The organism is Aquirufa sp. Wall-65K1 (assembly GCF_054558475.1).
In genome coordinates this window covers 121,293-142,205 of the sequence record NZ_JBPXKD010000006.1, presented here as the reverse complement: position 1 = coordinate 142,205, position 20,913 = coordinate 121,293, and the positions used below count along the sequence as shown (strand labels likewise).

Below are 20,913 nucleotides of genomic sequence, written 5' to 3'. Positions count from 1 at the left end.
ACAAAAACCTATTTTCCATGTTAAGCTCCATTTTCTTATTTGTCAGTTCCCTCTTCTCGATATTCCCTTCGGATTCGACACAATATCAATTGATTGTAGGTTCGTATACCAAAGCTAAAAACCCCGGTATAGAGGTATTTGATCTGGATATAGCAACTGCCAAAACAAAGGCCAACTATGTAAGAGAAAACCCCAATGCCTCCTACCAAGCCATCTCTGCTGATGGGAATTTATTGTATTCTGTTTCTGAAGAAGGGGGTGGTAAATCTGCCATAAGTGCCTACGCCCGAAATGCCAACGGAACTTTTACCAAATTAAACACTAGCCCAACCCTGGGTGACGGCCCCTGCTTTGTGAAATACCATGAAGCGAGCAAAACCGTATATGTTGCTAACTATGGCAGTGGTTCCCTGAATGTTTTTAAAACTGAAGAAAACGGTCGACTACTCCCGGCTTCTCAATCCTTTTTTTACAAAGGTGCTAGTGTCATTACGGGCCGACAAGATGCCCCGCATGCCCACATGGTGGCCATTGCTCCTGATCAGAAAAGCTTATATGTTCCCGATTTGGGTTCTGACAAAATACATTGGCATCCGATTTTACCTGATGGGACTTTGGCCGAAAATTATCAGTCCATTTCGGTCAATCCTGGTAGCGGTCCTCGCCATATGATTTTTCACCCCAATGGGAATTTGGCATACGTTATTAATGAATTAAATGGCAGCGTTGATGTCTTTAAAATCAGTGCTCAAGGTTTGGACAAAATTCAAAACATCGTTTCTGATACCAGTACCAAAGTGGCCGTCAAAGCCAGCGCCGATATCCATATTTCTCCCAATGGAAAATGGCTCATCAGTTCGAACCGTATTACGAGCGATAACCTGGCCATATTTGCTATTCAGGCTGATGGGACATTGAAAACACTAGCTTATCAGGCAGTGGCAAAAATGCCTAGAAATTTCAGTTACGATCCAAGTGGGAAATGGTTATTTGTGGCTAGTCAAACTGAAAATAAAATTCAAGTCTTTTCTGTCAACCAGCAGACAGGTCTTTTAACGGATAGCAAGCAGGATATTCAAGTCGTAGCTCCCGTTTGCCTTTTATTTACCAAAAAACCTGATAGTCCTGAGGAGCGTTTACAAGCATTAGGAATCAATTTACTTAAACCTAGTACCCCATTGGCGAATTATGTCAAATTTACTCGTGCTGGAAATATTGCCTATTTGTCTGGGCATTTACCCGAGAAGGCTGAAGGAGGATTTGTACTGGGAAAACTAGGAAACAAGCTCAGTGTGGAAGAAGGCCAAGCGGCAGCCAAATTGGCTGGGATAGCATTGATCTCTACCTTAAAAGCTCAATTGGGCGATTTGCGCAGAGTTAAACGCATTTTGAAAGTGACAGGATTTGTTAACTCTGATCCTAGCTTTACCCAACAACCCATGGTCATGAATGGCTTTTCTGATTTAATGGTGGCTGTTTTTGGCGATAAAGGAAAGCATGCGCGTTCAGCAGTAGGGGTAAATGTCTTACCCAATAATGCTGCCGTAGAAGTAGAAATGGTGGTAGAGCTTTACTAATAATCTGTTTTGATGCTTGAATCAAAAGGAGCTTTTAACTGGTAGCCCAGTTCGCCATCTCGTTGATTATCCAAGACGTCCAAACCGTATACAACTTCATGGACTGCCGTGCTATTGTAAGTACCTAATATTCTATCCCAAATAGAAAATATATTTCCGTAATTGGAATCCGTCTGCGGGCGACTTACATGATGATGCACCTTATGCATGTTAGGTGAAACAATCACATAGCTTATTGTGGTATCAAGCCATTGGGGTAAACGAATATTGGCATGGTTGAATTGAGAAAGTACTACTGAAATACTTTGATATATCATGACTAACCACATAGGGGCTCCACAAACTAATACTCCTAGCAAAGTAAATAATGCCCTAAAAACACTCTCCCCTGGATGATGACGATTGGCGGTAGTGGTATCTACCTTGGTATCTGCATGATGAACCATGTGAAATTTCCACATCACTTTAACTTTATGTTCTACCCAGTGGACAAAATAGGCCCCCACCAAATCCAACAACAACAATCCTAGAATTAATTGCCCCCAATTTCCAATTGGAAACCATTGTAAAAAACCTATTTGATTGGCTACCGCCCAGTCGCTTAATTGAACAATCCAAACCGCGAAACCAAAATTGACTAGGATAGTGGTGATGGTAAATAGGAAATTAATCCCCGCATGTTTCCACTTATTATAACGGAAAGACACCAATGGAATGGCATTTTCTACCAACCAAAAAAAGGTAATTCCACCAGCTAAAATAAGTGCGCGGTGGCTACTAGGGATATGATCAAAATAAGAGATAAGTTGCTCTAACATAGGGATATGGTTTTGCCTAAATCTTAACAAAGTAGGTCAAAACCTACTTCAATTCCAAAAGATAAACATCCGTAGAATAAGAATTGTTTAGGTTAAAAAGTAATATATCCCATAGGAAAGAATTAGGCCTATGAATGCCCAAAGCAAACCCGTAATTTTTCTTTTCTTCAAAAATAACAACAAGATTAAACCCGTGGCAGAAATGAAAATCATGAAAATCGCTGAAATATCAATCACCCAAGCCCATGATTTTCCGGTATCTCTTCCTTTGTGTAAATCATTGATTACAGCCATCCAACCCATGCGCGTTTCTGTGAGATCATAAGTACCTGTTTCACGGTCAATAAATACATCCGCAGTATATCCAGGACCTTGAAATGAAACCGAAATTTCAGAATCATCAATTCTAAAATCATTTAACTGACCTTTAATTCCATGGGTGTTTCTTAGGTGTTCAACTACCTCCAATTTGGCTATTTTTGCGGTATCTGCCTGATGTACCCAGGTGACATTTAGTTTTGCTTTTTGTTCCTGAACATCTGACTTTTCAGGTAACCACTCTTGATGGTTCAAGGTTAAACCTGTCACTGAAAAAAACAAAACGATAGCAAAGCTGAACATGGATAAATAAATGTGCAACCATCGAGAGATTTCAGCGGTAGAACGACGAAGTTTATTTGATTTAGGCTTTAATTTAGAATTAGGAGTACTCATACGTTTGGTATAAAGGAGCCCATGATGGCACATGAGCTCCAAAGAAAAATTTTAATCTACTTATTTGGCTACGTAATTTAAAGAAGCACCGGTTACTTCTTCATTTCCCGAAAGTGTTTGTTTTTGATCTTTACCATTGAAATTCATTTCTTGTTTCATCAATTGGTAAGTCCCATGCTCACGAGCGGCTTCAATATACACCGTATATTTTCCTTGTTTGACATACTGACCTGCGTCATTCTTTCCATCCCAAACTAAGGTATATTCCCCAGGTGAACGAGTAGCACTGGCTAAAGAGGCGATATCAATTGCACTTTCTCTCTGGGCGGCATACCAAGAACGTAAATCAGGCAACCATCTTGGCTTATTGAACCATAATGCGATACGTCTAATTGGCTTATGATTTTCATCTTCTACCCAAACGGCTACAAATGGCCGACGAAATCTACCTTCAAAACTGGCTAACTCAAATTTGATTTGTAATTCTTGTTTTTCCGTCCACATTTTCTCCTTTTGATTGACCATTAGGATGTTGGTACTAAAACTAGATGGACTAACACTCGGAGCGCTAGAAGCAAGTAAATTTTTCCAGTTGGGGCTACTATATTCCTCTCCTGATTTCGTAAGAATTAAATAATCTGTATCAGGAATGGCAGCGGCTAGGCGCTCACTTTGTTGGGGAGTCATCACTTGAAAAGCAGTAGACAAAGCACCTGCTGTTACTGCATCAGGATGTACGACTGTGGCACTGATAATATCTGAGGCCGGTTGACCAGTCAAGGGATTGATCACATGTGAAAACCATTGTTTATTGATTTCAAATCCTCTTTGATAATCTCCTGAAGTAGCTACCGCTTTATTTTCCACAATAATTTGGGAATGTGGAGCCGCATTTTCAGCAAAATTACGGGGATCTTTTATTGAAATTTGATCTACTCCATTTCCTTTAATGAGGATATCTCCTCCTACATTTAAAACAATTCCATGGATTCCTTCTGTCGCTAAAGCCTTCTCTGCTGCTTTTTGCATGACATAAGATTTTGCAAACGAATGCAAGCGCAAGGTAGCTTGGCTAGTTTTAGCAATGCTTTGTTCCAATTCATTGATTTCCCAATGTTTCTGTTGGGCTAAGCGGACAGCCGCTTGAATATTCTCTTGAGAGGGTAATTGATTTGCTGCACTGGCTGCTTTCCACACCTGAGTAATTTCTTCCGAGGAAGCATTGATGATGCCTCCTGTTTTTTCATTCCAGGCATCAAATTGTTTTAGTACTTGTAGTAAATCGATTGATACAGGTTTAAATTCTCCTTGACTTGCCATCCACTGATTAAACTCGGTGTTGGAATGATAAGTACCCAAAATTTGACTCAGGCGCTGTACTTCAGCAAGCAGGCTGGCTTCTGCTTTTTTAGCAGCTCCATAATGTGAAGCAGCTATTTTAAGGTCTAAAGATGTTCCCAATAAATGATCCATTTGAGAAACATAGATACCAGAAGATTGGGTAGATGTAAGTTGAGGCGTAGCAACAGAAAGGGCCGCAAGGCCAAGGGATTTTAACATAAGCTATTTCATTAGGGTTTTTTGATGTCGAAATTTAATTTTATTCATTTGTTAGCTCTTCAAAATATAGATAAAGTCCTCTTTTGTGTCTACCCAAAGCAAAAATAATTCCTTTTTATAAACGCGGCTCTGCCCTGATTATTAGACGGCTATCTGTATTTACGTTGTAATTAATCCCCATTTTGTCGATTTTTACGAAAAAAATTACCTCTAAGTCCCATATTCGGGCTGTTATCAAAAAAACTATGAAAGTTAAATCCCTAGTAAGCATTACGTACCTTCTTTTTGTCCTAAGTTTTCAAATTGTAGCTCAAATAGGCCCCAAAGGCAAGATCAAAGGTCAAATTATTGAAAAAGATTCTAAAGCTCCTGTACCATTTTCTAGCATTCGAATATTTCAAGCAGGTGCCCAAAAACTTATTACAGGGGGAATAGGTGATGATAAAGGTCATTTTTCAACGGATGTGGTTTATGGGACTTATGATGTAGTCATTGAAAGCGTTGGCTATGAAACCATTACTCAAAAAGGAATCAATATCAATAAAGACAATCAAACCATTCAATTGGGCGTATTGGAAGCAAAGGCCTCATCCAAAACCTTGGAAGAGGTGACTGTGAAAGGTCAAAAGGCATCCATGGAATTGGCCTTAGATAAGCGAATTTTTAATGTTGGCACCGATTTAGCCAATCGTGGTGCGACAGCCTCTGAAATTTTAGGAAATCTACCTTCTATTCAAGTAGATGGTGAAGGTGCTGTCAAACTAAGAGGAAGTGACAATGTCCGTATTTTAATTGATGGCAAACCATCTACTTTAGTGGGCATTAGTGGATCAGGCGGCTTACAGTCTTTGCAAGGAAATTTAATCGAAAAAGTGGAAGTGATCACCAATCCTTCGGCCCGGTATGAGGCAGAAGGTATGGCAGGAATCATCAACATTGTTTTGAAAAAAAATCAGAATCAGGGCTTTAACGGTGCCATTGAAACGACTACAGGATATCCTGAGAATTTCGGTGCGACAGCCATTGTCAATTACCGCAAAGACAAACTGAATTTCTTTTTAAACTACGGATTGTTTTACCGTAGAACCCCAGGAAGAGGTAATATTTATCAGGAGGTGTATACCCCAGGTCAGACCAATTATTTACAACAAACCTCTCAAAATAACGTCAGGGGAATGGTTAATAATATTCGTGGTGGGGCTGATTACTTTTTCAATGAAAAAACGGTATTGACCGGTTCGTATATTTTCCGAAGAACCGACGTTCGTCGTATTTCCGATTTCCATTATTTGGATTACCAAAAAAGCTTAAGCAATTTATATAGTATTACTGACCGTCAACAGGACGAGAAAGAGGCGGAGCCTAATAGTGAATATGCCTTAACCTTCAAGAAATCCTATGCCCGAAAGGGAAAAGAATTTACCGCTGATTTGCGCTATTTGGATTATTGGGAGAGCTCAGATCAATTGTTCACTCAGGTAGGAAAAAGACCTGATGGAAGTGCATTTCCAGAAAATTCAAGAATTCAAAAATCCCTGAATGATGAAGCAGAACATCAATGGATTTTACAAGCGGATTATGTAAATCCGGTTGGGAAAGATGGTAAAATAGAAACAGGTTTACGTACGAGTTTCCGGGATATGACGAACGATTACATTGTCACCCAAAGACAAGAAACCGGAGAATATACCGTGGTTCCTGGTTTACAAAATAACTTTGTTTATAACGAAAATATTACAGCTGCCTATGCCATTTGGGGTACCAAAATCAAGAAGTTTTCTTATCAAGTAGGTATTCGTGGGGAGATGACAGATATCCGTACGGAGTTATTGCAAACCCAAGAAAAGAATCCAAGAAACTACGCCAATCTCTTTCCTAGTGCCCATTTTACCTATTCTTTGTCGGCAGATAATTCCTTTCAGCTAGGTTATTCTAGAAGGGTGCGTAGACCTACTTACAATGAATTAAGCCCTTTTGTTACATTTTCTGACAACCGAAACTTTTTCTCCGGTAACCCTAATTTAAATCCACAATTCACGGATGCTTTTGATTTAGGGCACGTAAAATATTATGAAAATGGAAGCATCAGCTCGTCCATTTATTATCGAAATACAGATGGAAAAATTGACCGTATTCGTCAGGTTGATGCCAATGGTTTTTCTGTTACATTACCCCAAAACTTCAAAAATGAAGTTTCCATGGGAGCAGAGTTTACAGGTTCTTCTAACTTAAGTAAAGCCTGGAAAGCTGATTTGAGTATCAATATTTTTCGTGCCAAAGCTGATGCCAGCAATATTGACCCTACTTATGTAAGTGACACATATTCTTGGTTTGCGCGTCATACTTCCCGAATTAAATTAGGAGGTGGCGTAGATGCCCAAGTGAGAGCAAACTACGAAGCCCCTCAAAATACCGCACAAGGAACAAGAGGGTATATAGCTTGGATGGATTTATCAGCGAGTAAAGATATCATGAAAGGAAATGGAACATTGACCTTAAATATCTTAGATGTTTTTAGTTCAAGAATCATGCGTTCAGAAACCAGAGGTACTGGATTTTATACCAAATCCGAGTTTCAAGGTCGTTTGACGCAGTTCAATTTAACCTTCAATTACCGAATCAAAACTACCAAACAAGCAGCTAAGCAGCGTAGAAGTATGATGGATGAGGAGTAGATAGATTTACCTAATACAGGTTAAAAGCTCAGGATAAATCTTGAGCTTTTATTATTTCCAAGGCAAATTCTTCAGTTCGATTCCCAGTAATTTTTGACAAACCTGATTCAATTTTTCTTCAGAGGCTTCTAAATGAAAGGTTCTTTGAACATGCCTCAGCGACTGACCGTGATGCAGCGCTATGGCCGGAGAAGAGCTTTCCAATTCATAAAATTTACCCATCTGAGTCCCCGTATCATTTTTGCCATCATTATAGGCATTTAAGGCATCTCCTTGGTAGGGCTTTTCCTGAATTTCCCACATGGAATTGACATATTCCTGATCACCATGATAATCAAATTGAAGAATGGTCAAAATACGATTGGCAGCATCATAACTAGCAGCTAAAGGTACCAGGGCTTTGGGAGGAATTCCCAATTTACCCCTTGAATTGGCATCGGCTTTAAAGTAGAGCATACCCTCTTTTTTGATGAGTCTATCCGCAGGAATCTGACCAAAATAGGCATCATTAATGGCTGCCTCTTGACCTTTTTGATAAGGAATTAAAATGGTGTTTTGATCCGAAGCCTTCATCATACCCAATAACCAAATCGATAATACCCCGCTTTCTTTATTCCAATCTTTCCCCGTATTCTTTAATACATTATCTGTCTGATAGCCTACCCAAGAAATCCCATCCAAGGAGACCTGTAAATGTTTCGAGGCTTCTTCCTGATTTAATAATTTGATTTCTCGATCAAGAGAAACGATAAATTGAGTTCCTGAATAATTCTCTATCTCAAAATCCTTATGAAAAAGGGCCTTTTTCCCGTCGGATTTCACTAATGGATAAGTCTCTGTATCAATGATGGCTGGAGTCTGCCAATGTTCAAAAGTAAAAGGATCTCCTGGTTTAAAATACACTGAAAATTGGCCACCCTCAGGTCCCAACCAGAAGCGTTCCTCGCCTCCGAATGCATTCATATGTGGACCCAATTTCCCCGATTTAATAAGTTCATGATTAATCCAACCATAGCTAAATCCTGCCGCCCCCTGAGAGCTACTAGTCATAACCCGTGCTTGGTATTTTCCTACTATAAGCACTTGTTGATATCCTTGACTTAATAATACGGTAGTAGGCTCGTTTTTCAATAAATCATAATCGTAAGCAAAACTATTTTCTGGGTTAATCATGGTATGGGAAGGCTTAGTAGGTTGACAAGCCATCATTCCTGCAAGGACTAATAAATAATGAACTTTCATAGGTTTTGAGGGCTTGTAAATAGCTTTCAAGTTAATTAAAAATCTTAACGCTGGCAAGGTTCGAAACCTTGACAGCGTTGTCGATAACGAATTACATTTCACCCATATTGTCCAAAATATTGATAATCTTGGAAGCCTGTTTTTTTACCTTTAAAATTCGATATTTCAAGAAAAATCATTACTCATAAATTTAATCTTCAATAGCCCAATTTTCTCCAAATAAATGCCAATAGATGCTTAATTTTGAATTTGAAAAATGATAGTCTTTTTCAAATTATGAAACCTATTTAATATGAAAAAAAACATTTGGATAATAGCATTATCCATGGCTAGCATCATGTCTTGCCAGAGGTCCAACAGCCCTAACCAAATTGAAGCATGGACCTATAAGTCACAACAAAAGCTTCGAATTTCGGCCCATCGTGGAAACTCAGGATTAGCTCCAGAAAACACTTTGGCTACCTTTCAAAAAGCTTTAGATATGGGAGTGGATTTCATTGAGATTGATGTCAGAACCTCCAAAGACAATCAATTGGTTATTTTACATGATGGAACTTTGAACCGAACTACCAATGGTACAGGACCTATTGCCCAATTGACTTTAAAAGAAATCAAACAATTAAAAGCAAACAAAGGCTGGGAAGCAAAATTCCCCGAGGAGCGAATTCCTACACTGGAGGAAACACTTCAATTAGTCCAGAAATGGAATAAACAGAAAAAAACAAAAACGTTTATTTATGTGGATTGCAAGCAGGTGGCACCCAAACCTTTATTGAATTTAATGAAAAAATATCAGCTGGATAAAGAGTCTGTTTATTATGGCGATGATGATTTCTTAGAAAAATTAAGAATGGAAGACCCTAAAAGCAAAAGAATGCCCAGCTTAAATAAGTTCGATGAAATGGACGCTAAAATAAAACGTTTAGCACCTTATGCTTTTGATGTCAATTGGCTTCGGATCAATGAACAATTGGTGAAAGCACTTCATGAAAAAAATATCCGCGTTTATTCTGATGTATTAGGACCGCTAGACCAAGCTGTTAATTATCAAAAAGCGAAAGAACTGGGAGTAGATCTAATTCAAACCGATCATGTAAAATCAGTTTATAGATATTTTTTGGGAAACTAATCTGCAAAATTCAACGTTGTCAAGGTTTGAAACCTTGACAACGTTAGGAAATTTTTACTTTTTAGGCGCTGAAATCACCCCTAAATAACGACCCATCCAATAAGGCAAAAGCCAAATATCTCCTGCACTGTGCTCAGATAAACCATTCCCCCCATTACGATCCATATTGAACTGATTTGCGTTATGGCGCATGATGGGTTTTTCGTCTGGTGGTAAAACTTCTTGGGTTGTTTGACGACGGAAATTATCCGCCACTTTTACTATATCCTTACGGTGGCTATTTTGAATTGCCCAATCAATCATATCCAAAGGGTGTTCCCGCAAATACCAGGCGGCCTCATTTAAATCAAATTGTTTAGTCCCAGTTAATGCCGTGAAAATATTCCATGCTCCCTCTTTCTCTGGGCGCTCTATTTGCCAGTGATCCAGGATGGATTTCTTGAAACTAGCTTTTAAGGTATCATTGAAAGCATATCGGTATAGCCCCCAATAACCTACATAATACATTTCATCATCGGAGTGATTCCAACCATCCGACATGTTTTGAGCATGGGCATCCGCATCCTTTCCAGCACGGCCTAACACACTAAATGGACGCATTAAATTCTCATAATATCCATGTTTTGTTAATAGTTCAAACGCCTTTTGTTTATACTTTTCTTTCTTCGTGAAATGATAGGCAGTTTGCAGCATGGCTGTAATATTAGATGAATTTAATTTCCTATCCCCTACGTTGGTCGGGAAAGCATTAACATATTTGGGATTCCATTTTCCCCATAAAGTTGGCTTTCCGTCGAAGTCAATTAAATACATATCATTTTTCAAGATATGCGACATTAATGTATCAATCAGGACGATAGATCGTTTCTTTAAATCGGGATCATCCACTAATTCGGCCATAGCACCAAAGGCAAAAATATGCCCAATCACCTCATCACTACTCGTGGTAGATTTAAAATCCCACTCAGGATCAGGTGATGGCTGCCAGCGCTCTGGATCGGATAAACTTGAGATAAAACCACGACGCTCAAAGGAACGTGCGGGGAATCCTGGAACTGGAGTTAATTTATATAAACGCTCCATGGCGTCTAATGACTCCCGACAATTTTGCAAGGCTTCTGGATCTTTCGTTACCGCATAACGGAAAATTTCTCCTCCCAAATACATGGATGTCCAAAGTCCATCATTATCTGAATCAGCCAAATATCCAGTACTTAAATTTCCTTTTTGCATACCATCTAAGGAAGCATTAAATCCATTTCTAATATGTCGTTTTCTCACTTGCTCATCATAAAAAACAGCCTTTTCATGCAAGGTCATTTTCTTAAAACAAATTTGTCCTAAACCTCCCGAAGTAGTGATTAACACGGAATTTTTAGGCCCTTCAGCTATGTGCTTAACAACATTGCTTGGCAACCACCTTTCTCCATTATAATAATCAAACTTACCATCTTTCTTCAAAGCAAAAGCGCCTTTGGAAGAACCAAACCAAACTTTATCTCCAATCACTTTAATGGCCGTAATTTCCGTCCAAGGTAATTTTTGTTGCGTTTCGCCCACTTGTTTCAAGGAAATATCAAGCACCTGATAGCCCGAATTAGTCCCAACATAAGCCTTGGTCGAATTTTCTGCTATATCAAAAGCCGTGAATGGTCCACCAGCGATAAGTTTAGAAATACTTCTTGAAGCTGGAGTAAATTGATACAAGCCTTGTTTTCCCAATATAAAATACGTCTGGCTAGATGCCTGATATTTCATATCCAAGACCTGTTCTCCTGATAAATCTCCTTTGAACAAGGTTTTAGAATCTTTCACCCAATGAATACTAGTTCCATCCGAAATTAAAAAGGCAAAGTCTTTACCTCCAACCACTTGATTCGCCTTAGCTAATTCATGTTTTGAATAAATACTACCTGCAAAAGCGTGACTTAAAATGGCCTTATCATCTATCAAAACAAATTGCTTCTGATACGATGTCAATGCTGCCATTCGTTTAGGTGCGCTGGTCCGGTATTTAGTATCTTTTATCAAAGTCCCAGGATACAAAAACTGCCCATCGTGTGGCAAAAGAGTTCCTGTAGATCCAAACAAAATAATATTACCATTTCTATCGAAATAGCTCGCATTTAAATCAATTGACTGATCTTTAGCGAGATAATATTTGACACTATAATCCTGCCAAAAAGGGGTGTCTTGATATACAGGCTGCTTGGCTTTATTTTGAGCCCATGTCAAATGTGTGGCCAATAATAGACACACATACATTAATCCATTTAATTTACTGATTTTCATTTTATAGGTTTAGGTTTAAATTCACTACTCGGATTTGATTTTCTGTGGATCCACGACCACGTATTTGATGGATTTTTGATCTTTCTCTAGGTGAGAAGAATATGAAATATGTAAAAGACCATCAGGACTTTGAGTCATACAAGGATAAGAAAAACTACCTTTTCCCGGAGCTACATTTTCTAAGTAGGTCTTCCAATTCCAAGTTTTCCCTTCATCATCAGATAAAAACAAGCCTAGGCGGTACCGCCCATCAATAATATCATTTCCTAAAAATGCCAAGCGACCGTCTTTCAGCACTAGAAGCTCTACACTGGCGGTATTAGGGATATCTGTTTTCACCGAGGGAGACCAACTTTCCCCTTGATCTGTGGACTCACTCATATGTACTCGCGGAGGATTATCCCCGCTATCACGTAAATATGCCAAAAGGTTGCCATTCTTTTTTTTCACAATAGCCGGCTGAATGGGTCCACGACCGACCAATGGCAAGCTTGGCCGCCAAGTTAGTCCTTGATCATCTGAAATAGCCATCAAAGAGAAATTGAAACCATCGGAATACAAAGGCAATATGATACGTCCATTGTCCAATATGAGCGGTTTGATACGCGTCATCCATCCAAAACTTCTTTTCGCTGGATCTGCACTCGCCTTGGAAATCATTTCATCATATTTCGGAGCATAGCCTGCCCAACCAATATGATGCTCGGGTAATTGTTTCAATTTTTTACTCACTTCACTAGCAAAATCATTGCCTGGTTTTAACAAAATATTGTCTTGCCACTCCCAGACTGGTGCGCCATCTTTGGAATAATTCGTGGATGTCCGCACGCGCAAAACTGATTGTTCCCATTGGTTAGCTTGAACTGCTATCCATACTAAGAACAGTTTATTTTCCCTGTTTAAAAATAGAACCGGATTGCAATCTGGAATATGGGGTGTATCGGCCATTAAAAAGGGTTCACTCCACTTAGAATCCCCATTTTTTAGTCGAGAACCCATTAATTTAACATCGTCGGCAGTTCTTTCTCCACTTCCATAAAACCAAACCGACAGGTAGTCGCCATTAGGCAAACGAACCAAGCTACTTCCATGGACATGCTTGTCTTGTCCTGGGAAAATAAGCATGGACTTGACAATAGCCGAACTTTGAGCTAGTGATTGAAGAGAAATCACTAACAAAACCAATAGTATTTTAATAAATTTCATGTGATTATTTTACTTTTTTACGGCGCTCCATTAACTCCCGGAAAGTACTTAAAATGATACCTTCTTTCTCTATATAGGCCTTTAAATCTGGATGCATTATGGAGTTCATATCAGCTAATCGAGAACCTCCTGAACCACTGATAAATTTAAATTCTTCAGTGATATCACTACTGTGTACGATCAACATGGCTACGCCAGGCTTCATGTGTTCCAATTGGTAAATCCACTGATCTGCTTTGTATTTTCCCCACTCCGCCGGGCTAGGATTACCTTCTGGTTTCCAATCTCCACTATCTGAGTGTAAATCATCCAATACGGGTAATCCTGCTTTCCAAAGCATTTCACCAATCTTCTTGGATTCAGTCACTAAGTCCGTTAAACCAAATTTGGCCATAGGTAAAGGCATTCCTTCTTTCCACTTGCCTTCTGCCTTCATTTTTTTGATATAAGGCTTATTCACAGATTCAATCAACATTTTATTATTACCTCCAGGGAACATAACAGGAATCCCTAATTCCATTCCCACTTTTAAATACCGCTCCAAGAAAGGAGGATAGGCAAATAAGGTACCCATATGTGAATCTAGGTGGGTCGGTTTCCAACCCAAGCGAGTGGCACGTTCTATTTGCGCTCTAATTTCCCTTTCTACTTCATCTGGGCTACCATTTTTAATCACTTGTTCCACACTATGCCAAAGGCAACCATCCCCATCACTTAAGGTAGGTACTTGTTGAAAACCAGATAATGCCGGCCAACGGTAATCCTTCCACTCCGAAGTTAAGGTCAAGTGTAAACCTGCGTCTAAATTGGGGTGGTTTTTTTGGATGTAATGAATAAAACTAGCGGCCCATGGACAAGGCATCATGATACTGCAAGATGTAGCGACTCCCTGTTCTATGGATTTATAAGCCCCTTGATTGGAGGAATAGGACATCCCGCAGTCATCCACGTGAAAAATGACTACTTTTTTACCCTTTGGATAGCCTAATTTTTCTGCGTAAGTAGGTTCTAACTGCTGAGCACCTACAGTAGTAAATACCATGCTGGATGCCACGAAAGCCCATAAAAGTAGTCCTAAATTTTTCATATGATAAAACACAAGGTTTAGAAAAGGGAAATAGCCAAAAATAACTTGGCTAAGATAAATCAAAACGTTTTAAATTTTACTTCGTACTAGGTTTTGGACTAGCTTGAATTAGTTGTAAGGCCTGGTCCATATAAATTTCTGCGGTCATTTCACCTAAACTAGTACGGGTGACATAATCATAGCGTTTGAAGCTATTATAGTCCACCTTGGCCAACATATATCCAAAAGCGTCATTGGTAAGTCCAAACAAAAAGGGCATTTTAGTAGCCATGTGACGTTTTACATAATAACCTACATTGGGCAAAGCCTCACCTGGAACCGTTAAAATCTGTGCGGGCCCAATGTTCAATAGATTCAATTGTGTACTAACCGTATTAGGTTTTTTGTATTCGTATTTCAAAGGTGAATTTGTCAAAATATAGCGCATAATTTCCGAATCCACAGGAAGTTCAATCATTTTTGATGTACAATAAATGGAAGGAGAATCTAAAACAGGGGCTTTGTTTATAATTCGTAATGCCTCAGCAGCCAACAACTCCCCTATCCGAATGCATTCCTCCCAGGTATTGGCTTCTTTTTGATTACTTTGACCTTCTTTCCCATATTCCAAACGGGTATCTGCTGTGACCATACCTCCTTGGGCTCCATTCATAAACAGAGCCACACCTCCTGCTTGGGCTTCAATTCTATCGTATAAAGGTCCGCATAAATCCGGACTTAAAATGCCTCGACCACTTCCGAGTACTTCTGGGTGAACGGCATAATTAACTAAGGTAGCAATGGCCTTCCCTTGGCGGGCACCCGAAGTAGCAATGGCCTGAATAACCCCACAGCGTGGATCATATAAAGCAGGAGCATAATAATTATAGGCAATCTTTCCTTTTGCTTCCTCCACATTCACTTTTAAAGCAGCAGGTTCTAATTTTGATATGGCTTCATTTACTGCATCAGCAATTTGCTGAACGCAAAAATCTAGGTATTTTAAATCGGCATAATTTTTTCCAGTAGCATCTGGAAAACCATAAGCATCTGGGGCGGAGTGAGTATGCGTAGCTCCAATTAATATATTTTCTGGGGCAATTCCCTTGATAAGGGCTCTGGATTTATTTCCAAGAACAGAGGTCCAGCCTAAATTATCAACATTGACAATCGCAAAACGGGTATTTCCTTGTTCAAAAACCATAGCACGGGCAAATAAATCACCCTTCTTTTCTAAGCTAGGTTTTGGAGTGCCTATACCCCCCGACACGGGAAGTAAAGGGTTTGGAGTAATAACTCGAACGGCTGCCCCCACCCGTAAGGTTTGAGCAGTCGCTGGAGTAAATAAACTTAAAAATAAAAGTATTAAAAGGTTTAGAGGTGTATATAGTTTCATTGGTTAACAGAAGATTAGAGCATCTAATTTTTTGAAGGGCCTCCCGAGAGAGGCCCCTTAAAATTCTTAATATGGCTTACCCGTTCCTTGGATTACCCAAGGCTTAGACCAAGCACTGTTTTTACCATCAGCCTGTGAATAATTAGTCACTTCTAATTTATCCAAAGCAGCAGATGTATTTTTTGCATTGATACGTAACTCATCCTGCATGTAATAGAAACGAACAGGAATTGCTTGACGCTTTGCCACAGGACCCGCCTTTAATTCTGGGAAACCTGTACGACGGAAGTCGAACCATGCCTCCGTAGCGGCAGTCCAGCTAGCAATCCATTTTTGCTCAATCACTTGCTTTACTGTTCCTGCATACGCCACGCCAGCATTAGCCAAATAAGCTGAAGCAGTAGAACCTACTCCCCAAGTAGTCAATGAAGCTTTTACTCCATTTTCATAGAAAGTTTTGGCATCACCTACTGAATAGCCTTTTAATGCCGCCTCCGCTAAGATAAAGTTTACTTCCGCTGCTGATACTAAACGAGCTCTCAACAAAGGTCCAGAGGCATTTTTGTACATAGGAGCTAAGAATGAAACGTGAGGGTTAAACGAGGTTTGACCTGGTGTAGGGTTCATGTTATAAGCAGATGGTAACTGAGAAAAAGAGGTAGGTAAACCTACATATTCTTGATCCGTATCTACTTTAGAATTACCTACTACATCAGGAGACAAATAACGCTTTCCGTCAATGATCTTATCTGTTTTGGCTGGAAGACTTGCATCAACTACCAATGGAATTTCCACTTTAGCAGCCCAAATTCCTAAACGAGGATCTTTAACTGTTTGTAAATATTCCACAAATGTATTCGCCATTTTGATACGACGGTAATTACTACCACTCACATCATATACTGCATTAGCTGGCCAAGATGTACCATCTGATGTTCCTGGAAAACCCATGGTTGCATCGTCAGAGTTAGTCAAAATCACAGGATAGTTCGCTGGATTTTTTGCAATCTTCTCAATACCCGCTTTAGCTACATCAGGTTTCTTTGCAGAAATACGCATGTAATAACGTAAAGCCAAAGAGTTGGCTAATTTACGCCATTTAGTAGGATCACCTGAATAAATCACATCCACGTTATCCACGATGTTCGAATACTCGCTTTTTTGCTTAGATAACAAGGTATTTGCTTTCTCCAAATCCGCTAAAATACCCGTGTAAATAACCTCTTGAGAATCATATGCAGGTAGGATATTATCAGCTCCACCCGTTTCTCCTTTCAAAGCATTCGTATAAGGAGCATCTCCCCAAAGGTCTGTAATCAAACCAAACATAAATGCTTTATTGACTAAAGCCACTCCTTGTTGGAATTCCCAATTCAAGGCTAGGGCACGGTTATACAATAAGTCGTTATTACGTAAAATATCATAGTAACCAGACCAACTTTGGTTTCCACCCCAGTCATAATCATTATGACCTGATGACCAAGCATCTTTTTGCGTATGTTGAACCACACCTGCAATATCTTGATATCCTAGGTTTACATAAGCCTTGGACATTTCTGTTAAAACAGTTGGCATAACCAAATTAGGATTTACAACCTCTGGCTGAACTCCATTTGGATTTATATTCACTTTTGTCAAGTCTTCACAAGAGAAAAATACTCCGGTTAATAGGGTGAAGGCGACAGCTTTTATTAATCTTATTTTCATGATTTTAATGTTTTAAGGTGCTTTGATTAAAATGTCAAACCAAGTTTAAATCCTACTGGGATAACCCAAGGAGTAACATTATAGCGCTCAATTCCTTGCTTAAATTGGGTTCCCGCTTGTGCTCCTGCTTGTGGCTGGAAAGCTGTTTCAGGATCTATACCAATTTTAGAAGCCGTCCATAAAATGATATTACGGCTATAAACAGAGAAGTTAGCACTTTGCAAACCTAAGCTCTTAACAAAATTACTTGGTAGCTCATATCCTAAAGAGATCTCTCTCAACTTCACGAAAGAAGCATCGAAAGTAGCTGCACGAGTAAAGCTCCATGGATAATTATCTCCGTATGGTAAAATACGGGTATTAGGACCACCTAAATTTTCCTCATAACCTGTAATGTTTCCTTTACCATCATAAATGGCAATTACACCTGGGTTAAACACACCATTAGGATAGGTTTTTCCTCCATATTCAAATGGGTATCCACCATATTCCTTAGTAGGTCCACCAACGATTGGGAAATAACCATTTTGGTTGATGCGGATATATTTATCTTGGTTAGCTACTAAAAAATTACGTAATGCATCTCCCGTTAATCCATTTGGATTAATCAAGTTGTCTAAGAAACGTTGAGATTTCAAATCAGACTCTCCATAACGATAAGTTTGAGAAACAAAGTCCCCACCACTTCTCCAGTCGAAAGTCATATTTAAACTAAAGTTCTTATAAGATAAAGAAGTCTGTAAACCTAAAATGAAATCTGGGTTAAAGTTTCCAATCTTAGTACGTGTATTACTAGCGTTCACCGACTGCCAAGAACCATCTGAATCCAAGATTGGATATCCATAATACTTAGATGATTGATCTTTTACCGTCACAATTTCCGCATCGTAAATATCTCCAATCTTATCTCCTACGTAAGTCCATGCACCACCTTTAGCATCTGTCCAAAGTGTATAGAAATTCAAACCTTGTGAAAGCTCTTTAATCGTAGTTTCGTTCTTGTAGAAGTTAGCTGTTAAATCTAATCTCCAGCCATTCTTGTCGATTGGCGTTCCACCCGCTGTTATTTCTATACCCTTAGATACTAACAAACCTGCGTTGATGTTCTTCGAAGTAAAACCTGAAGAAGAAGGTAATGTAGTCGGGATAATTTGGTTACGATTTTCTACGGTATAATATGTTCCTGAGAATCTCAAACGATTTTTGTACATCGTCAAATCAGCTCCTAAATCATACGAAGTAGAAATTTCTGGCTTCAAATCTGGTAATAAGATAGAACCTGATTTTCCTAAACGAGTTAAAGAACCCCATGCCTCAGCATTTTGAAGTGTATTGATCAAGGCATAAGGATTGGTATCATTACCCACTTGCGCCACACCTGCTCTTACTTTCAATAAATCAATCTTGTCATTTGGAATAGCAAATGCTTCATTCAACAAGACACTCAAAGAAGCTGATGGATAGAAATAAGATCTATTTTCTACTGGCAATGTACTTGACCAGTCGTTACGAGCAGTCAAATCCAAATAAACCATGTCCTTATAGCCAATGTTCGCCATACCATAAGCACTGTACACCACTTTCTTAGTCTGGAAACTAGAATAGTTGATATTCGTGTTAGCAATGTTCTGTAGAGTAAATAAACCTGGAATAATCAAGCCTGTACCTCCTCTAGAAGATGTGTTTACGTCCATCGTTTTAGATGTTCTAGCATTGGCTCCCACGGAGAAAGATAATTGGAAATCTTCCACTGGCTTAGTCCAAGTAGCTAAGAAGTCTACGTTACGCTCATAGCGGTCTAGATTCATGATACCATAGGCACCATTTTTTTCACCAGTATAGGATTTAGAAATTTTTGTCTCGCGTGTTTCACCATAAGTATCCAAAGCATAACGAGCCATGAAACTTAATTCTTTCGTGATCTGGTAGTCTAATTTAACATTACCAAAAGCACGATTACGTTCAAATCCATTTTTCACTTCATAAGCTAAGAACCATGGATTATTATAATTTCCAATAGCCTGAGATTTCTGTTGTAATCCCTCTTGACCTGGAACCCAGTAATCTTTCAAATCCATGATGTTGATGTGCGGAGAAACGGCATAAGCCCATTGCAATGGGTTAGCTCCTCTTTCACTAGCTGGACGGTTATTGGAGTTATTTCTGCTCAAATCAATGTTAGCGCTCAATCTCAATTTGTCTGACAATTTGAAAGATGAAGCGGCCGATAAAGAGTTCTTGAATAAATCAGAACCTGGAATAATTCCACGGCTAGACATGTTAGAGTAAGTCAAACGATAGTTGGCTACATCATTTCCATTGGTCACAGAAACACCGTTTGTAGTGGTGATACCTGTTTGAACGAAATTTTTAATATTGTCGGCATACGATTTCAATTCGGTAGGAATTTGTTTTCCATCGGCTCCCTTAGGACTATTCCATTGAATAGCTGTGTAACCTTTATCTAACTCAGGTCCAATACCTCCAGCAGATCCTTCTTCTATCTTTAAAATTCCTCCTGGATATGGGTTATTGTCTGGAGTAAATGGAAGTACACCCGTTGCAAACTTCGAGTGCATTTTCAAAAATTTGAAAGGTTGATCAAATACGGTATTTGAAGTAATATTTACCGTCATTTTCTTTGCCTTTGCTCCATTTTTAGTGGTGATTAACACCACACCATTTCCTGCACGTGAGCCATATAAGGCCGCCGCACTTGGTCCTTTCAATACAGATACACTTTCTACGTTCTCCGGATTTAAGTCAGAAATTGCATTTCCATAATCCACTCGGTTATCATTACCAATTTGACCTACGTTATTCAAGGAGTTAATTACTGGCACACCATCAATCACAAACAATGGCTGGTTGTCATTACTCAATGATTTCGCACCACGAATGATCATACTAACAGAAGAACCTGTACCTCCTGTAGAGTTGATACTCACACCCGCAACCTTACCAGATAAAGAGTTCAAAACGTTTTCGTTTACAACGCGGCTGATATCTTTTCCTGCCACTTTACCTACCGAGTAGCCTAGCGACTTTTCTTCACGCTTGATACCCAAGGCTGTAACTACCACTTCATTTAGTAATGCAGTGCTAGAAGATAATGAAACGTCTAATACACTACGACTTCCGATACGAATCTCTTGCGTATCAAAACCTACAAATGAAAATACCAAAACAGGATTCGTTCCATTCACTTCTATGGAGTAAGCTCCAGATGAATTAGTGGTTGTTCCTTTCGTAGTTCCTTTCAGTGAAATATTTACACCTGGAACTTCCGTACCATCCTGACTGGAAGTAACCTTACCAGTAATCAGTCTGGACTGAGCGACAGCAGCTGAATAGCACCCGGCTATCATGACCGCTACAAATAGAAAATGCCGCAGCATTTTTACTGTAAAATTTAATCTCATAATTGAATTGATTTGGTTAACAAAAGATATTAATCGGTAAACAGGTTTAAATTTTTAACAAAAAAATGCATTAAAATGGATGAATAATTAAATAAATTTGTCAAATAGC

13 protein-coding genes are annotated in these 20,913 nt (G+C 39.1%); 3 read left to right on the top strand and 10 right to left on the bottom strand.

The window, feature by feature from the left end; all coding sequences use genetic code 11:
* Positions 1 to 17: 17 nt before the first annotated feature.
* Positions 18 to 1,577 (top strand): Atu1372/SO_1960 family protein, encoded by a 1,560-nt coding sequence (locus ACST15_RS10500; RefSeq protein ID WP_459454607.1) that lies wholly within the window; start codon positions 18 to 20, stop codon positions 1,575 to 1,577.
* Here ACST15_RS10500 and ACST15_RS10495 read toward each other — a convergent pair.
* The 3 genes from ACST15_RS10495 to ACST15_RS10485 all read right to left on the bottom strand — a co-directional run bounded on the left by ACST15_RS10495 (position 1,574) and on the right by ACST15_RS10485 (position 4,669).
* On the bottom strand, positions 1,574 to 2,395 hold the full coding sequence (locus ACST15_RS10495) for a sterol desaturase family protein (RefSeq protein WP_459454606.1): 822 nt from the start codon (positions 2,393 to 2,395) through the stop codon (positions 1,574 to 1,576). The two genes, ACST15_RS10500 and ACST15_RS10495, sit on opposite strands and share 4 nt — an antisense overlap.
* An 87-nt stretch (positions 2,396 to 2,482) precedes the next feature.
* The gene (locus tag ACST15_RS10490) at positions 2,483 to 3,109 is read right to left on the bottom strand and encodes a PepSY-associated TM helix domain-containing protein (RefSeq protein WP_459454605.1); all 627 of its coding nucleotides are present in this window, start codon (positions 3,107 to 3,109) and stop codon (positions 2,483 to 2,485) included.
* 60 nt (positions 3,110 to 3,169) lie between these two features.
* Complete coding sequence (locus ACST15_RS10485) at positions 3,170 to 4,669, bottom strand: DUF2271 domain-containing protein (protein WP_459454604.1); 1,500 nt, start codon at positions 4,667 to 4,669, stop codon at positions 3,170 to 3,172.
* Positions 4,670 to 4,914: 245 nt separating this feature from the next.
* Between ACST15_RS10485 and ACST15_RS10480 the strand changes: the two genes are divergently transcribed.
* Entirely contained in the window at positions 4,915 to 7,344 is a 2,430-nt protein-coding gene (locus ACST15_RS10480) for a TonB-dependent receptor (RefSeq protein WP_459454603.1), read from the top strand.
* 51 nt (positions 7,345 to 7,395) lie between these two features.
* On the opposite strand, the gene ACST15_RS10475 is transcribed toward ACST15_RS10480, so the two are convergent.
* Positions 7,396 to 8,586 (bottom strand): DUF6786 family protein, encoded by a 1,191-nt coding sequence (locus ACST15_RS10475; protein WP_459454602.1) that lies wholly within the window; start codon positions 8,584 to 8,586, stop codon positions 7,396 to 7,398.
* 292 nt (positions 8,587 to 8,878) lie between these two features.
* Between ACST15_RS10475 and ACST15_RS10470 the strand changes: the two genes are divergently transcribed.
* The gene (locus ACST15_RS10470) at positions 8,879 to 9,715 is read left to right on the top strand and encodes a glycerophosphodiester phosphodiesterase family protein (protein ID WP_459454601.1); all 837 of its coding nucleotides are present in this window, start codon (positions 8,879 to 8,881) and stop codon (positions 9,713 to 9,715) included.
* A 54-nt stretch (positions 9,716 to 9,769) separates the two neighbouring features.
* Here ACST15_RS10470 and ACST15_RS10465 read toward each other — a convergent pair whose 3' ends face one another.
* From ACST15_RS10465 to ACST15_RS10440, 6 genes are all read right to left on the bottom strand, one after another.
* Positions 9,770 to 12,007, bottom strand: coding sequence for a hypothetical protein (locus ACST15_RS10465; RefSeq protein ID WP_459454600.1), 2,238 nt, complete (start codon positions 12,005 to 12,007; stop codon positions 9,770 to 9,772).
* Positions 12,008 to 12,031: 24 nt separating this feature from the next.
* Positions 12,032 to 13,213 (bottom strand): sialidase family protein, encoded by a 1,182-nt coding sequence (locus ACST15_RS10460; protein ID WP_459454599.1) that lies wholly within the window; start codon positions 13,211 to 13,213, stop codon positions 12,032 to 12,034.
* A 4-nt stretch (positions 13,214 to 13,217) separates the two neighbouring features.
* Positions 13,218 to 14,300: a polysaccharide deacetylase family protein gene (locus tag ACST15_RS10455; protein ID WP_459454598.1), complete on the bottom strand. Its 1,083-nt coding sequence runs from the start codon at positions 14,298 to 14,300 to the stop codon at positions 13,218 to 13,220.
* A 76-nt stretch (positions 14,301 to 14,376) separates the two neighbouring features.
* Positions 14,377 to 15,675, bottom strand: coding sequence for a hypothetical protein (locus tag ACST15_RS10450; protein WP_459454597.1), 1,299 nt, complete (start codon positions 15,673 to 15,675; stop codon positions 14,377 to 14,379).
* 66 nt (positions 15,676 to 15,741) lie between these two features.
* Positions 15,742 to 17,382, bottom strand: coding sequence for a SusD/RagB family nutrient-binding outer membrane lipoprotein (locus tag ACST15_RS10445; RefSeq protein WP_459454596.1), 1,641 nt, complete (start codon positions 17,380 to 17,382; stop codon positions 15,742 to 15,744).
* A gap of 26 nt (positions 17,383 to 17,408) precedes the next feature.
* Complete coding sequence (locus tag ACST15_RS10440) at positions 17,409 to 20,804, bottom strand: SusC/RagA family TonB-linked outer membrane protein (protein WP_459454595.1); 3,396 nt, start codon at positions 20,802 to 20,804, stop codon at positions 17,409 to 17,411.
* Positions 20,805 to 20,913: the final 109 nt, after the last annotated feature.